Here is a 15,040-nt window from a genome sequence, read left to right as displayed (position 1 = left end):
ACGACCTGCGGCTCCTGGAGTTGTGGGGCGACCCCGCCGACGCCCAGCACCACCAGGACCGCGCCATGCTGCGCCCCTCGTCCAACTCTCCCTGGGCCCGGTGCCTGGTGGCGGAGGACGAGGGTATCCCCGTGGCAGCCGCCGTGGTCTACGCCTCATCCGTGCATCCGCAACGCCTCTGGTTCTACGCCGAGACGGCTCGCGAGCTGCGCGGACGTGGTCTCGCCACCGCACTGCTGACCGCACTGCGCGCCGAGGCCGAGGGTGCCCGGGCCGAGGGGATGCTGGCGACCACGGAACTCAAGACCCGCTTCGCGGTGGCCGCGGACGCGCTGCCGGAGACCGCGCCGGACGCGGCCGAGACCGGTGCCGCGGCGCACCACCCGACAGACCACCCGGCCGCGTCCTTCCTGGCGGGGCAGGGGTTCTCGCCGCTGCAGCGCTCCCGGCGGATCGCCGTCGGGCCCGGGGTCATCACAGCGCCGGAACTGGACGGCACCGGCCTGGCCGTGGAGGACCTGGCGACGGGTTCGGTGGAACTGACGCAGGCGGTGGCGGCGTTCTACGCGGCCACCCATGGCTGGGATCCATCCGATCTGAGTGTCGGCCAGGCCCAGCAGCTGCTGCTCGGCCCTGCCACCGGTGCCTCCGGGGCCGTGGTGCTGCGCTCGAAGCCGAAGGCCCAGGGGGGCGGCATCGACGCCTTCGCCCTGTCCTACACGCCGGAACGCACCGAGGATCCCACGGACGTGCTGCTGGGCTGGAACCCGGAACTGGCCCCGGCGGACGCCCAGGCCGCCGCCGCCTCGCTGCTGGCCCTGCTGACCACGCAGTACCCGGTCCAGCTCGAGGTGGACGACTCCATGGACATCCTCACCCCGATCCTCGACCAGCTGGTCACTACCGGCCATGCCCGGGTGCTGCTGGACTCGCGGATCTGGGCCACCGACGTGCCCGATGCCCCCTGAGTACGGCCCAGAGCCCGGCTCTGAGCTGGGACACGGTCATGGTCACGGCCTGCCCGCGGGACCCGGCGCCGACGAGGCGCTGACCGGAACCGGCGGGACCGGCCGCCGGAGGGTGATCATCGCCCTCGCGGCGATCCTCGGGCCGCTGACCGTGGTGCTGGTCGCGGCGATGATCGCCCTCTGGCCGTCCGGCTCCCACCAGGAGCTCTCCCTGGCGGACCCCTACGGCACCTCGCAGGGAATCTCCATGGTCACGGGCACCGTCACCGGTCTTCAACCCCGGGACTGTGGCCCGGAGGCCGGGACCCTGGAGACTCCCACCGGCGGGATGGCCGGGGACCCCTCGGCCGCCCACGTGGCCTGCGTGGATGCCGTGGTGGATCCGGACGGTGGCGGAACCGACAGCGCGGTGGTGCCCATCCCCACCTCGATCAGCGCCTCCATGGACGTGGAGGTCGGCGACCGGCTCAAGGCCCTGGACCTGAGCGAGCTGCCAGGAGGGGACACCGGCGCGGGAGGCGAGTCGGACTACGTGTTCGTGGACTTCGAGCGGACCGTTCCCGTGGTGGTCCTGGCCCTGCTGTACGCCCTGGTGGTGGTGGCCGTGGCCCGCTGGCGCGGGTTGCGGGCCATCGTGGGCCTCGGCCTGGCGTTCATGGTGCTGTTCGGCTTCATGTTCCCGGCGCTGCTGGAGGGCGGTCCACCGCTGTGGATCGGCCTGGTCGGCTGCTGCCTGATCATGCTCGTGGTGCTGTACTTCGCGCACGGGTTCTCGCTGCGGACCACCACGGCGTTGCTGGGAACCCTGATCGGCCTGGCCCTCACCGCCGTGCTGGCGTTGTGGGGGACGGACTCGGCCTATCTCACCGGCCTCGGGGACGAGTACTCCTATGTGCTGGCCACCGTGGCCCCGGACGTGCGGCTGTCCGGGATCGTGCTGTGCGGACTGCTCGTGGCCGGGCTCGGGGTGCTCAACGACGTCACCATCACGCAGGCCTCCGCCGTCTGGGAGCTGCAGGCCGCGAACCCTGCGGTGTCCAAGCGTGAGCTCTTCGCCTCCGGGATGCGCATCGGCCGGGACCACATCGCCTCCACTGTGTACACCATCGCCTTCGCCTACGCCGGAGCGGCCCTGCCGGTGCTGATGGTGGTCTCCCTCTACGACCGCAGCCTCTGGGACACCCTGATGTCCGGCGAGCTGGTCGAGGAGATCGTGCGGATCCTGGTGGGCTCGATCGGATTGGTCCTGGCGATCCCGATCACCACCGGCATCGCGGTGGCGGTGGCGAAATCCGTCGCAGCACCGCCCTCCCCGGCATCCATCCGTGTCTAAGCTGAACGCATGACAGAGCTTTCGGCCGCCGTGGTCTTCATCGATCTGCAAGAGGGTTTCTTCGAGGACCCCGCCTCACGGGACGACCGTGAACTGATGGTGGCGGAGTCCAACCGGCTGGCAGGACTCGCCCGCCAGGCCGGCATCCCCGTCTTCGTGGTCAGCACGGTGCACACGCGGGACACGTCGACCTGGACGCTGAAGATGCTCGAGGACGAACAGGGCTTCAACTTCCCCGGCACGCCGCAGGTCCGGTTGCTGGACGGCCTTGATCTGGAGCCGGCCACCCACCTGGAGAAGATCCGGGACAGCGCCTTCCACGGGACCTCCCTGGCCCAGCGGCTGCGGACCGTCGGCGCCCGGACCGTGATCCTGGCCGGGGTCCTGGCCGAATCGTGCATCGCGGCGACCGGGCGTGACGCCTTCGCCCACGACTTCCGTGTGGTCTACGCCCGCCAGGCCATCGCCTCGGCGGAAGCGGAGACCGGATGGCCCTTGCTGGAGGGGCTCTGTGACACCTTGCGTCAGCAGATCCTGAACCGTCCGGATCTGGAGCGGCTGCTCACGGCGGACGGCTGAGCCCGGCGCGGGGGCTACCGCCGGTAGGTGCTGGGCCAGCCGCTCCGCAGCCGCCGGACGAGCCCGTCGGGCTGGCGTTGCAGACGGCCGGTCACGAGGCCCTCGTGCAGGCCCTCGCTCAGCAACTGCCGGATCTTCGGAGCGGAGGTCGGCAGGAAGACGCCGTGGGGAACGGCGCCGTTGATGGTGCGCTGCACGCCCTCGGGCAGGCTCTTCAGCCCGCGGGCGATGCCGTCGTTGAGGCTCTGGGTGAGGCCGGAGGTGAAACCGGCGGTGAGGGCCAGGTGCTGCTGGGCCAGCTCGAGCAATTCCTCGTCCGGCATGCCACGGTCCGCGGGCAGTAGGGCCCACAGGGCATTGGCGACTTCCACCGGGGGGATGTCCTGGATGCTCACGTCCGCGTCACGGCCGAAGGTGCGGTAGACGCCCCAGTGCTCGACCACCGTGGAGCCGGGCCACAGGAAGCCGTGGCGGTCCGCGGAGTACCGGCGGGTCTGGATCAACTGCTCGAGGGCCTTCTGGGCGCGGTAGGCGTGGCCGGCCCCTCCGCTGCGTTCCCGCAGGGCTTTCAGTGCGGTCTCCCGGCGCAGTGGGTAGGCGGCGTCGAGGAATTCCTTCACGGACCGCGCGGCGCTGGCCTGCTCCAGCGAGCCCAGGCGGGGGAGCACGGCGGACCGTCCCCAGCGGGGGTCCAGGAGGAACTGGGGATGGGGGACGTGCAGTGTGCCCGGGCGGGTCCAGCCCACGGACCGCACGGCGCGGTCGGTGTCCCGGTAGGCGTCCTCCAGTCGTTCGACGAGCAGTTCGAACTCCTGCAGGTCCTGCTCGGTGGGGTTCAGGCCCGACGCCGGAACCTGGCTTCCGCTGCCGATCTCCCGTCCGGCGCGGCCCGGCGCCCGGCCGACCGACCGCTCCAGCTCGGCCCGGTCCTTCTGCGCGCGCTTGAGCGTGCTGGAGAAACCCCGGACCACGGGACTGGAGCGATCCAGCCAGCCGGGGGCGGCCAGCGCGTCGTCAGGGCTGCGCTCATAGCGGTCGGCGTCCAGGGTGACCTGGTTGAAGCGGCCCTCCAGGGCGCGCCACCGGTCCTGCCGTCCGGTCAATAGGCGACGCTGGAGAGCGGCCACTCCTGCCCACCCGGCGAGCCCGACCATCACGGCCAGCACGAGGAGCATGATGACCCAGAGTTCCATGCTTAAAAGTTACTTCACTTCCAGCCCAGGGCCCTCGCCACCTCGGCCCACTGCGTGAACAGGTGCGCGTTGTAGTCCACGCCCAGCTGGTTCGGGTTGGCCATCAGCACGTAGTCGGCCGCCTCGACGGCCTCGTCGGCGCGCAACAGTTCCACCACCTCGTCGAAGGTGCCGGAGTACGTCGGCCCGCCACGGGCCTTGCCGCCCTCGAGATGGCCGGAGGAATCCGAGCGCTCGCGGCGTCCGCCGAAGTACATGTCGTCCTGGGCGGAGACGATGGGGAAGACCGAACGGGTCACCGCCGTCATCCCGCCGGTTGTGTGACCGGAGGCGGCATAGGCCTGCCGGTACCGGGCGATCTGGTCGGCCTGCTGGACGTGGAACGGACGGCCGTCGTCCTGCAGCAGCAGCGTGGAGGAGAGCAGGTTGTAGCCCTGCTCTCCCGCCCGGACACCGGAGACCGTGTTGCCGGACCCCCACCAGATGCGGTTCACCAGTCCGGGGGATTGGGGCTGGATGGACAGCTTCTCCTGGCCTGGCTGAGCCCAGCCCGAATCCGGATCGGCGTGCGCCACGAGCCCACCCGAGATGGCATCCCGGAAGCGTTCCCCCCGGGCCTGGGCGAGCTCGGACCAGGACTGTCCCGGTTGAAGGTCGTAGCCGAACTGGTGCTGTCCGTCCCGGGCGGCCTCGGGGGACCCGCGGGAGATGCCCAGCTGGAGCCGGCCGCCGGAGATGAGGTCCGCCGTCGCCGCCTCCTCCGCCATGTACAAGGGGTTCTCGTACCGCAGGTCGATCACGCCGGTGCCCAGCTCGATGGTCGTCGTGGCCGACCCCATGGCTGCCAGCAGCGGGAACGGGGCGGAGAGCATGTTCTGGAAGTGATGGGACCGGATCCAGGCCCCGTCCAGGCCGGCTTCCTCCGCGGCCACCGCCATCTCGATGGTCTGGCCCAGGGTGGCCCCGGCGTCCGGGGTGCGCGAGCCGGGCACGGAACTCCAGTGCCCGAAATTCAGGAATCCGATCTTCTTCATGACTGCAAGAACACCACGGTGACCGGGGTTCTTCCAGCGTTGGCCTGTGGCGTCGGCCTCCGGCTGTGGATGGATGGTGGAGGACGCCAGCGGAAGCCGGCCCGTTCTGGGATAATGAGTGGAATGACTGCCGTGACCGACGCTTCCCAGCGCACCAACCCCGCGGCCCAGGCTCCAGAGCGCTTGAACCTGCCCGCCCTGCAGCTGGGCCCGCTGACCGTCGAGACCCCCGTGGTGCTGGCCCCCATGGCCGGCATCACCAACAACGCCTTCCGCCGGCTCTGCCGTGAATACGGGGGTGGGTTGTACGTCTCCGAGATGGTGACCGCCCGGGCGCTGGTGGAGCGCCGGGCTGAGTCCCTGCGGATCATCCACCATGATCCGGACGAGACGCCGCGCTCCGTCCAGCTCTACTCGGTGGACCCCGTCACCACCGGTCAGGCCGTGCGGATGCTCGTGGAGGAGGACCGTGCGGACCACATCGACCTGAACTTCGGCTGTCCCGTCCCCAAGGTCACCAAGCGTGGCGGCGGCTCCGCCCTGCCCTGGAAGTCGGAGCTCTTCGCCTCCATCATCGGCGCGGCCGTGCGGGAGGCCTCCCAGAAGGACATCCCGGTCACCGTCAAGATGCGCCGCGGCATCGACGAGGACCACCTGACCTACCTCGACGCCGGCCGCACCGCCCGGTCCCTGGGCGTCGCCGCAGTGGCCCTGCATGGGCGCACCATGGAACAGCACTACTCGGGCCAGGCCGACTGGGACTCCATCGCCCGGTTGCGCGAGGCCCTGCCGGACATCCCGGTCCTGGGTAACGGGGACATCTGGAGTGCCGAGGACGCCATCGCGATGGTGCGGCAGACCGGGGTGGACGGGGTCGTCGTCGGCCGCGGCTGTCAGGGCCGCCCGTGGCTTTTCGGGGACCTGCAGAACGCCTTCGAGGGTTCGGACGAGCGCTTCCGCCCGGGGCTGGCGAAGGTCGCGGACACCTTCTACCGCCATGCGGAGCTGCTCGTGGACACCTTCGGCGGGGACGAGGGCAAGGCCCTGCGGGACGTCCGCAAGCACGTGGCCTGGTACTTCAAGGGCTATCAGGTGGGCGGTGAGCTGCGCGCACGGCTCGCCCAGGTCCCGGACCTGGCCACCCTGCGCGGGCTGCTGGACGAACTCGATCCGCACGCCCCGTACCCCGGGCCCGACGCCGAGGGGCCGCGGGGGCGCGCCGGTTCACCCAAGCGCCCCCACCTGCCCGAAGGATGGCTGGACTCCCGGGAGCTGAACGCCGAGCAGAAGGCGCTGATCCAGGCTGCCGAGCTGGACGTCTCCGGTGGTTGAGTCGGCCTCGTTCCCGGTGCCGGCCGGGCGGGTCCGGCAGCCGCGAGCCCATCAAGCGGTGCTCTTCGGCGCCGAGGGGCGGCCGCCCTACGCGGGCCGGCCGATGGAGCTGCCCGGGTATGCGCCGCAGGACCGGGAACGCTGGCTGCCGGAGCCGCCCAAGAGTACCTATCGCTCGGACTTCGAGCGGGACCGGGCCCGTATCCTGCACTCCTCGGCCCTGCGCCGGCTGGGGGCCAAGACCCAGGTAGTGGCGCCGGATGAGGACGATTTCGCCCGCACCCGGCTGACCCACTCCCTCGAGGTGGCCCAGGTGGGCCGCGAACTCGGACGGTCGCTGGGCTGTGACCCGGACGTGGTGGACGCGGCCTGCCTGTCCCACGACTTGGGGCACCCGCCGTTCGGGCATAACGGGGAGAAGGCCCTGGACGCCCTGAGCCAGGACATCGGCGGGTTCGAGGGCAACGCCCAGACCTTGCGGCTGCTCGCCCGCCTGGAGACCAAGAAGTTCTTCGAGGACGGCCGCTCGGCCGGGCTGAACCTCACCCGCGCCTCACTCGACGCCTCCTGCAAGTACCCGTGGACCAGGGACGAGGCGCCGCTGAAGTCCGACGGTGAGCCCACCCGCAAGTTCGGGGTCTACGCGGACGACCTGCCGGTATTCGAGTGGTTCCGCCGCGGCGTGGCCGGAACCCGGACGACGGTGAAGTCGATGGAGGCCCAGGTCATGGACCTGGCGGACGACATCTCCTACTCGGTGCATGACGTGGAGGACGGGATCGTCAACGGCCAGTTCCAGCTGAAGTGGCTCACGGACCCGGAGCACCGGTCCCTGGTCATCGAGCGCACCCGCCAGTGGTACCTGCCGGACACCGATCCCGCCGAGGTCGAGGCCGCCCTGGCCCGACTCGAGGCCACGCACGTCTGGGTCACCGAGGCGGACGGCACCCGCCGGTCCCGTGCCGCACTGAAGGACATGACAAGCCAGCTCATCGGCCGGTTCTCCAATGCGGCGTTCGACGCGACCCGTGAGGTCTTCGGCAACGAGCCCCTCACCCGCCACGGCGCGGACGTGGTGATCCCCGAGGACACCAGCATAGAGATCGCGACCATGAAGGGCATCGCCGCCGCGTACGTTATGAGCTCCGACGCCCGCCAGCCGCTCTACGCGCGCCAGCGCGAGATCCTCACCGAGCTGGTGGAGCTGTTCTGGGAGACCGGGGAGAGGTACCTCGACCCGATGTTCGCCGGGGACTGGCGTGAGGCCGGCGACGACCGGGGACGCCGCCGCGCCGTGATCGACCAGGTCGCCTCGTTGACGGACTCCACCGCCATCGAATGGCATGCCACCCTGGTCCGCGGCGAGCAGTTCCGCCGGAGCTGGGTCTGAGCGGGCACACCCAACAACTGGCGGTGGGCGGCGTGGTCAGCGGGCGGCTGCGGTTTCCTTCCGCCGGACGATCTCGGAGATCCACATCGGGGCGAACGGGGACGTGCAGTTCGGGGGAGTCGGGTAGTCCTTGAGCACCTCGAGGCGCTCACCGATGGCTAGCGCCCGGGGACGCAGGTCCGGGTTCTCGATACCGATCGCCGCCAGTGTGTTGTTCATGGCCCACTGCAGGTCCTTCGGGGCGTCCTTCATCTGCGCCTCGATGATGTCCAGGAGGCCGGGCAGGTCGAGCACCTCTGGCCTCTGGTACACCTGGTGGCTGTTCAGGTCCCAGCCGGCGCTCGCCACGAACTGGTCTGCATCCTCTGTCCACGCCAGGCGCAAGTCCTCGAGATGCGCGCTCTTCTTGACCACATAGTTCACCAGCCAGTCATGGACCTTGGGCGCCTGGGCTTGGCGGATCATCTCGTCCAGCTCGTCCCGGCTGAACCTCTTCGGCGAGCAGATCAGCAGGCTGACCAGCCGGGAGGCGGAGTCGCCGGTGTTCCAGAGGTCTCTGGCCAGTTGATGCTTGGACGCCGGATCGGTCTTGACGGCCTTCGCGACCGCGCGCAGCTTCGTCAGGTTCACCCCGTGGCCGTCCCCGCGCTTCTCGTTCGCCGCCCGCATGGCAGGGTCCTCAAGGGCTGCGAGTTCAGTCTGCACCGCCTCGACGGTGGGGGCGATGGTGGGAGCACCGGTGGTGGCCATGGCATTCCTGACGAAGCGGGTATCGAGAACGGATCAACGGACAGTCCCAGCCTACGGCCGGGCGCGGGATGGTGTCCCGTGTCTCGACGGGCTGTGACCGCCGCTACAAACGTACGTATACGTACGGTATCGTGGTCAACGATCGTGTGAGCGCCGCCATGGACCCCCATGGCGCGGGACTCAGTCCGGCCGCCCGCGAACCCCTGCCCGTCTCATCTCGGAGGTCCCATGGCCACGTCCACCCCCGCCCGTTCCGGGTCCGGCTCACTCGTGTTGCGCGGACGCAACTGGGTCGCACCCCTGTGCTGGTTCGCCGTGCTGCTTGACGGCTTCGACGCCGTCGTCCTCGGCGCCATCATGCCCACGCTCACCGCGGATGCCTCCATGGGCATCGACAACGGCACCGGCACCGTGATCGCCACCCTCGGCCTGGTCGGCATGATGGTCGGCGCCCTCGGCATGGGCTGGCTGACGGACAAGTTCGGCCGCCGCAAGCTGCTGATCGGCGCCGTGATCGCCTTCTCCATCCTGACCTTCGTCACCGGCTTCGCCCAGGACGCCACCACCATCGGCCTCCTGCGCTTCCTGGCCGGCCTCGGCCTGGGCGGCTGCCTGCCCACCGGCATCTCCATGGTCACCGAGTTCGCCGGCCATCAGAAGGGCTCCAACGCCACCACCCTGATGATGACCGGCTACCACGTGGGCGCCGTGATCACCGCGCTGCTGGCCATCTGGGCCGCGAGCGAGACCGTCTCCGGGTGGCGTGAGATGTTCTTCATCGGCGGCCTGCCGGCCCTGGTCCTGGTGCCGCTGATGTGGCGCTACCTGCCGGAGTCCCCGGACTTCCTGATCTCCCAGGGCCGTATGGAGGAGGCCCGCCGGGTGGCCGGCCACTATGGCGTGGAGTTCGAGGAGCAGCCCGAGCGCGCGTTCGTGGATGCCTCGCCGGAGGAGGCCGACCATGAGAAGCAGGGCGCCGCTCTGCTGCTGTCCGCCACGTACCGCCGCAACACCATCTTCATGTGGATCGCATCCTTCATGGGCCTGCTGCTGGTCTACGGCCTGAACACCTGGCTGCCGCAGATCATGCGGGAGGCCGACTACGACCTCGGCAATTCGCTCGGCTTCCTCGTGGTCCTCAACGCCGGCGCCGTGATCGGCCTGATCGTCGCCGGCAAGGTCGGAGATGCCATCACCCCGCGCAACGCCGCCATCCTCTGGTTCATCGGCTCGGCCATCCTGCTGGCCGCACTGGCCATCAAGCTCCCGCTGCTGGGCATCTACGTGATGATCTTCATCACCGGTTGCTTCGTGTTCTCCGCCCAGAACCTCGTCTACGCCTTCGCTGCGACCAACTATCCGCCGAAGGTCCGCGGCACCGCCCTGGGCATGGCCGCCGGGGTGGGGCGCCTCGGTGCCATCTCCGGCCCGATCATGGGAGGCACCCTCGTGGCCGCCGGCATCGCCTACCCCTGGGGCTTCTTCGGCTTCGCCGTGGCCGGGGCCCTCGGCGGCGTGGCCGTGTCCGGCATGCGCACCATGCGCCGCGGCCAGGGCACGAGCAAGGCGGGCGGAACGGCGGACGGCACAGCGGATCAGGGTGCCGCTGCGGCCCACGGCACCACCCACGACGCCGGCCCGGTCACCGGCCAGCCCGACCGCACCCCGGCCGGGGTCTAGTCACCAGCGAGTCCGGGGTCTCGCCACCCGCTCGACACCCACCACTGCTGCAGCACTCCTGCAGGACTACTGCACAGCGGACCAGCCCGTCGGTTCATCCATGGGCTGGTCCGCTGCTGTCTGGGGGATGGCGGACCAGCACTAGACTGTCTGCATGGCAGGCCTGATCAAACGCGAGGACATCGATCGTGTCCGCGAGCGATCGGACCTCAAGGAGATTGTGGACGCCTTCGTCACGCTGCGCAGCGCCGGCGTCGGATCCTACAAGGGGCTGTGCCCCTTCCATGATGAGCGCAGCCCCTCCTTCCATGTCCGTCCGTCGGTCGGCACCTATCACTGCTTCGGCTGTGGGGAGTCCGGCGATGCCATCGCGTTCCTGATGAAGATGGAGCACACCACCTTCGCCGAGACGGTCGAGCGGCTGGCGGCGCGGGCCAACATCGAACTGCACTACGAGGACGGCGGCTCCGGCCCGGACCAGGAGCAGGTCGGCCGGCGTCAGCGGATGCTCGAGGCCAATAAGATCGCGGACGAGTACTTCCGGGACCAGCTCGGAACCCCCGGGGCGGCCACCGCCCAGCAGTTTCTCGCCGGCCGCGGCTTCACCGCCGAGCACGCCCAGCACTTCGGTGTCGGCTATGCCCCGCAGGGCTGGGACCACCTGCTCAAGCACCTGCAGCGCAAGGGCTTCCGTGAGGACGAGCTGAAGCTCACCGGGTTGTTCTCCGAAGGCCAGCGCGGCATCTACGATCGCTTTCGCGGCCGACTGGTCTGGCCCATCCGGGACATGACCGCGGCGACCATCGGCTTCGGTGCCCGCAAGCTCTTCGAGGAGGATCCCGGCCCCAAATACCTCAACACCCCGGAGACCGGCCTCTACAAGAAGTCCCAGGTGCTCTACGGGATCGATCTGGCCAAGCGGAACATCGCCAAGAAGCGCCAGCTCGTGGTGGTCGAGGGCTACACGGATGTCATGGCCGCGCACTTGTCCGGGGTGGACACCGCCGTCGCCACCTGTGGAACCGCCTTCGGTTCGGACCACGTCAAGATCGCCCGCCGGCTGATCTCGGACGACGGTACGGGCGGGGAGATCATCTTCACCTTCGATGGGGACGCCGCGGGGCAGAAAGCCGCACTGCGGGCCTTCGAGGAGGACAACAAGTTCCTCGCCAAGACCTTCGTGGCCGTGGAACCGTCCGGAATGGACCCCTGCGACCTGCGTCAGGACAAAGGTCCGGAGGCGGTCGTGGCGCTGATAGACGCGCGCCGCCCGCTGTTCGAGTTCGCCATTAAAGCGGGGATGAAGAACTTCAACCTGGACACCGTGGAGGGCCGCACCGGTGCCCTGCGGCATGCCGCTCCCATCGTCGCCGGCATCCGCGACTCCGTCGTCCGTCCCGGCTATGAGCGTGAGCTGGCCGGCTGGCTCGGCATGGAGCCCGCCTCCGTGCACCGCGCGGTGCAGAGCGCGCAGCGGGCGGCGGCCTCGCCGGCGTCGGGACATCGCCGGGGGCCGTCCGGCGACGGCCGGTCAGCGGCTCATGGCACCGAGGGCGGTGCCGGCCGGCCCGGGGGAGCGGAGCCGGGCTTCCAGCGCCCGGACGTGCGCGATCCGGCAGCCCGCATGGAGAAGGAGGCCCTCGAGGTGGTCCTCCAGCAGCCCACCCTGCTCTCGGCCGAGCAGTGGCAGGCGTTCTACGCCGCCGACTTCAAGGTGCCCGCCTACGCCGTCATCCACTCCGGGATTCGTGCTGCCGGCATGGCCGGAGCCACCCCGTCACAGTGGGTGGAGCAGGTCCGCCAGGAGGTGCCGGTCGAACTGGGATCACTCGTCAGCGAACTGGCCGTGACGCCGTTGCCCGCCCGGACCTCGGAGGACCTGGTGAGATATTGCCGGGACATCATGAACCGATTGTTCGAGTTGCAGATCACCCACCAGAAGGGTGACCTGATGGGCCGGCTGCAGCGACTGGGCCCCCAGGGTGATCCGGCGGAGTTCGCTGCGCTGAACCGCCAGCTGGTGGACCTGGAGACGAAGCGCCGGTCCCTGCGCGCCCGGGACTGATTCCCGGTTCCGGCCAGGCGGCGGCACCATGCCGGCCACGCGCCGGCCATAGAGCCCGGCGCGCAGGGGCTCACCGGTCAGTTGTCGGTGGTGACCGCGCCGGTCAGGGCGTCGACATGCAGGTCGTCGTCCTCGCCCTGGGCGTTGTCGAGTTCGACCTCCCAGTGCAGGGCGTTGTCATCGTCATCCAGGCTCAGGCTGTCGATGGTGTTGCCGTCGCGGCCCTCCAGCGCGGCACGGGCGGCGTCCTCGGCGGTGATGTCCGCCTCCTGGGCGCGGCGGATGTCATCCTGATCATCGTCGTCGTCATCATCGGTGTCCTCGCGGACCTCGCCGTCCATGGTGACGTCGAAGTCGAGGATCTGGTCGCCGACGACGGCCTCGACGTCATAGCGCGTGTCGCTGTCATCCAGGTCGATCTCCACGATGAGGGCGCCCTCCTGCTCGGCCAAGAACGCATCGATGGCTGCGAACACCGGGTCGTCCCCGGCCACCGCGGCGGTGGTCTCAGCGGACGTGGACGTGCTCGCATCGGTGGCCGAAGCCGAAGCCGATGCCGACTGATCGCCGGTCGCCCCCTCCGTGCTGTCACCGGTGGCATCCGATGTCTCCGCCGCAGCGCTGGACGTGGCGGTCGTGGCGGTGTCCTCCGAGTTGTCCGGCTCGGCCACCGAACAACCGGTCAGCAAGGCCAGGGCCAGGACACCGGTCCCGGTCCACGCGAGGGTCTGGGTGAACGTGCTCTGGGCTACCTTCTTCTGCATCATGGCACCAGTCTGCCAAGTGCGCATGAGCCCGTCATGAGAATCGGATGAAGCGCCGATGAGAAGGGCCGAGGGGCGTGGCCGAGGATGAGCCGGGGAAGGAAAGGGCCCGCCGCCTGTGCCGCAGGAAGGATGTGCGCACGGAAAAGGGCAAAGAAAAACCTCCCTGACGGCTGGACGCCTGATCAGAGAGGTTCTCTTGCTCCCCCGACTGGACTCGAACCAGTAACCCTTCGATTAACAGTCGAATGCTCTGCCAATTGAGCTACGGGGGACCGCTGGTGCTGTTCGTGGAACTGCATGACAGCGGGTTCCACTGTACCGAAGTTCGGCGGAACTGTGAAATCGGCTGAGGGAGTCCTGCCAGCGCCCGGCACGGTTAGAGTCTTTCGGTGACCACGTCCTCCACGCCCGCAGAGATGACCCCGCTGCGCCGTTGGCTGCTGCTGGTCGCGGTCAGCGCCGGCGTGCTGCTGATCACCCTGGACAACACGATCCTCTACACGGCGCTGCCCACCCTGACGGCCGAGCTCGGGGCCACGGCCTCGGAGTCACTGTGGATCATCAACGCCTATCCGCTCGTGATGTGCGGTCTGTTGCTGGGGGCGGGGACGCTGGGGGACCGGTATGGTCATCGGCGGCTCTTCCTCATCGGACTGGTGCTGTTCGGGGCGGCCTCCCTCGTGGCGGCCTTCGCGCCCGGCGTCACCGTTCTGATCGCCTCGCGGGCCCTGTTGGCGGTGGGTGCGGCGTGCATGATGCCGGCCACCCTGGCCCTGATCCGCATCGGCTTCGATGACGTCCGCCAGCGCAATGTCGCCATCGGCGTCTGGGGGAGCATCTCCGTGGTCGGGGCGGCTCTGGGGCCGATCGTCGGCGGCCTGCTGCTCGAGCACTTCTGGTGGGGGTCCGTGTTCCTCATCAACGTCCCCGTCGTCCTGGGCGCCCTGGCCCTGACTCCCTGGGTGGCGCCGCGGGCCCGCACGGACCGGTCCAAGTCCTGGGACGCGCTGTCCTCCCTGCATGCCATGGTCGCCCTCACGGGAGCCGTCTTCGCGATCAAGGAGGCCACCGGCCCGGACCCCTCGGGACCATGGCTGGTGGTCACCGCCGCCTGTGCCGTGGCCGGTGCCTGGCTGTTCGTCCGGCGCCAACGCGCGCTGAAGGAGCCCGTCCTCGACTTCGCCGTCTTCCGCAACCGGGCCTTCTCCGCCGGATTCCTGGCGGCGTCCTGCTCGATGTTCGTGATCGGCGGCGTGCAGCTGGTCACCACCCAGCGTTTCCAGTTGGTCGAGGGCTACACGCCGCTGCAATCCGGCCTCCTGGTCGCCGCGCTCGCCGCAGGCTCTCTTCTCACGTCCCTCGCCGGAGGGGCCACGCTGCACCTCCTCGGACTGCGCGCGCTCATGACCGGCGGTTTCGTCCTCGGCACGCTCGGCATGACCCTGGCCGCCCTCGGTGCCACCACCCACCTGGGCCTGCTGGTCACGGGCCTGGTGCTGACCGGCGCCGGCATGGGATCGGCCATGTCCGTGGCGTCCACGGCCATCATCGGCAACGTCCCGGCCCGGCAGGCCGGCATGGCCTCCTCCGTGGAGGAGGTGTCCTACGAGTTCGGCAACCTGCTGGCCGTGGCCATCCTGGGCAGCCTCGCCACCCTCGTCTACACCCTGACCGTCCAGCTGACCCCCGGCGCCCCGGCGGGAGCGGCGGACAGCATGTCCCAGGCCGTGACGGTGGCCGCTGGTGACCCGGCCGTGCTGGCCGCCGCGGGCGCCGCGTATGACACGGCATTCGTGACCGTGCTCGTCCTCATCACCGCCGTCGTCGCGGTGTGTGCCATAGCCACCGGATGGCTCCTGCGCCACTATGGTCCCGGAACCCCGGCCAGCGCCTACGAGAGCAATCACTAGCCGGGCCAGCGCAGGCCATCACGCCTGGTCACGTCCGTC

The 15,040-nt window shown here is 69.7% G+C and carries 12 protein-coding genes and 1 tRNA gene; 8 read left to right on the top strand and 5 right to left on the bottom strand.

What is annotated here, in order from left to right; all coding sequences use genetic code 11:
• From RUH65_RS07935 to RUH65_RS07925, 3 genes are all read left to right on the top strand, one after another.
• Positions 1–968 (top strand): GNAT family N-acetyltransferase (locus RUH65_RS07935; protein WP_313816800.1); only part of this gene is annotated, 968 nt, incomplete at its 5' end.
• Positions 958–2,301 (top strand): YibE/F family protein, encoded by a 1,344-nt coding sequence (locus RUH65_RS07930; protein ID WP_313816799.1) that lies wholly within the window; start codon positions 958–960, stop codon positions 2,299–2,301. The genes RUH65_RS07935 and RUH65_RS07930, both read left to right, overlap by 11 nt.
• Before the next feature lie 9 nt (positions 2,302–2,310).
• The gene (locus tag RUH65_RS07925) at positions 2,311–2,880 is read left to right on the top strand and encodes an isochorismatase family cysteine hydrolase (protein WP_313816798.1); all 570 of its coding nucleotides are present in this window, start codon (positions 2,311–2,313) and stop codon (positions 2,878–2,880) included.
• Positions 2,881–2,894: 14 nt separating this feature from the next.
• Here RUH65_RS07925 and RUH65_RS07920 read toward each other — a convergent pair whose 3' ends face one another.
• Together RUH65_RS07920 and RUH65_RS07915 are read right to left on the bottom strand one after the other, a co-directional pair.
• On the bottom strand, positions 2,895–4,073 hold the full coding sequence (locus RUH65_RS07920) for a hypothetical protein (RefSeq protein ID WP_313816797.1): 1,179 nt from the start codon (positions 4,071–4,073) through the stop codon (positions 2,895–2,897).
• 14 nt (positions 4,074–4,087) lie between these two features.
• Positions 4,088–5,107 (bottom strand): LLM class flavin-dependent oxidoreductase, encoded by a 1,020-nt coding sequence (locus RUH65_RS07915; protein ID WP_313816796.1) that lies wholly within the window; start codon positions 5,105–5,107, stop codon positions 4,088–4,090.
• 123 nt (positions 5,108–5,230) lie between these two features.
• On the opposite strand from RUH65_RS07915, the gene dusB reads away from it, so the two are divergent.
• Both dusB and RUH65_RS07905 read left to right on the top strand, forming a co-directional pair.
• Complete coding sequence (gene dusB / locus RUH65_RS07910) at positions 5,231–6,439, top strand: tRNA dihydrouridine synthase DusB (RefSeq protein ID WP_313816795.1); 1,209 nt, start codon at positions 5,231–5,233, stop codon at positions 6,437–6,439.
• Positions 6,440–6,542: 103 nt separating this feature from the next.
• Positions 6,543–7,829 (top strand): deoxyguanosinetriphosphate triphosphohydrolase, encoded by a 1,287-nt coding sequence (locus tag RUH65_RS07905; protein ID WP_313816803.1) that lies wholly within the window; start codon positions 6,543–6,545, stop codon positions 7,827–7,829.
• A 36-nt stretch (positions 7,830–7,865) separates the two neighbouring features.
• On the opposite strand, the gene RUH65_RS07900 is transcribed toward RUH65_RS07905, so the two are convergent.
• Complete coding sequence (locus RUH65_RS07900; protein WP_313816794.1) at positions 7,866–8,579, bottom strand: DNA alkylation repair protein; 714 nt, start codon at positions 8,577–8,579, stop codon at positions 7,866–7,868.
• A gap of 228 nt (positions 8,580–8,807) precedes the next feature.
• On the opposite strand from RUH65_RS07900, the gene RUH65_RS07895 reads away from it, so the two are divergent.
• A complete protein-coding gene (locus RUH65_RS07895; RefSeq protein WP_313816793.1) occupies positions 8,808–10,259 on the top strand; it encodes an aromatic acid/H+ symport family MFS transporter in 1,452 nt (483 codons plus the stop codon).
• A gap of 154 nt (positions 10,260–10,413) precedes the next feature.
• A complete protein-coding gene (gene dnaG, locus RUH65_RS07890) occupies positions 10,414–12,324 on the top strand; it encodes a DNA primase (RefSeq protein ID WP_313816792.1) in 1,911 nt (636 codons plus the stop codon).
• Positions 12,325–12,401: 77 nt separating this feature from the next.
• Here the strand turns inward: dnaG and RUH65_RS07885 are convergent, their stop codons facing one another.
• Entirely contained in the window at positions 12,402–13,091 is a 690-nt protein-coding gene (locus RUH65_RS07885; protein WP_313816791.1) for a PepSY domain-containing protein, read from the bottom strand.
• Between the two features lie 199 nt (positions 13,092–13,290).
• Positions 13,291–13,363 (bottom strand) — tRNA-Asn (locus tag RUH65_RS07880).
• Between the two features lie 144 nt (positions 13,364–13,507).
• Between RUH65_RS07880 and RUH65_RS07875 the strand changes: the two genes are divergently transcribed.
• On the top strand, positions 13,508–15,001 hold the full coding sequence (locus RUH65_RS07875) for an MFS transporter (RefSeq protein ID WP_313816802.1): 1,494 nt from the start codon (positions 13,508–13,510) through the stop codon (positions 14,999–15,001).
• Positions 15,002–15,040: the final 39 nt, after the last annotated feature.

Origin of the sequence: Citricoccus sp., assembly GCF_032154715.1 — a bacterium.
Lineage (GTDB): Bacteria > Actinomycetota > Actinomycetes > Actinomycetales > Micrococcaceae > Citricoccus.
The sequence above is the reverse complement of the archived record's forward strand: the minus strand, read 5'-3'. Positions and strand labels throughout refer to the sequence as shown.

Coding starts and splice junctions, on each gene's coding strand:
- RUH65_RS07900 (WP_313816794.1), bottom strand. CDS start 8,579: ATGGCCACCACCGGTGCTCCCACCATCGCCCCCACCGTCGAGGCGGTG.
- RUH65_RS07885 (WP_313816791.1), bottom strand. CDS start 13,091: ATGATGCAGAAGAAGGTAGCCCAGAGCACGTTCACCCAGACCCTCGCG.
- RUH65_RS07915 (WP_313816796.1), bottom strand. CDS start 5,107: ATGAAGAAGATCGGATTCCTGAATTTCGGGCACTGGAGTTCCGTGCCC.
- RUH65_RS07925 (WP_313816798.1), top strand. CDS start 2,311: ATGACAGAGCTTTCGGCCGCCGTGGTCTTCATCGATCTGCAAGAGGGT.
- RUH65_RS07895 (WP_313816793.1), top strand. CDS start 8,808: ATGGCCACGTCCACCCCCGCCCGTTCCGGGTCCGGCTCACTCGTGTTG.
- RUH65_RS07920 (WP_313816797.1), bottom strand. CDS start 4,073: ATGGAACTCTGGGTCATCATGCTCCTCGTGCTGGCCGTGATGGTCGGG.
- dusB (WP_313816795.1), top strand. CDS start 5,231: ATGACTGCCGTGACCGACGCTTCCCAGCGCACCAACCCCGCGGCCCAG.
- RUH65_RS07905 (WP_313816803.1), top strand. CDS start 6,543: ATGGAGCTGCCCGGGTATGCGCCGCAGGACCGGGAACGCTGGCTGCCG.
- dnaG (WP_313816792.1), top strand. CDS start 10,414: ATGGCAGGCCTGATCAAACGCGAGGACATCGATCGTGTCCGCGAGCGA.
- RUH65_RS07930 (WP_313816799.1), top strand. CDS start 958: ATGCCCCCTGAGTACGGCCCAGAGCCCGGCTCTGAGCTGGGACACGGT.
- RUH65_RS07875 (WP_313816802.1), top strand. CDS start 13,508: ATGACCCCGCTGCGCCGTTGGCTGCTGCTGGTCGCGGTCAGCGCCGGC.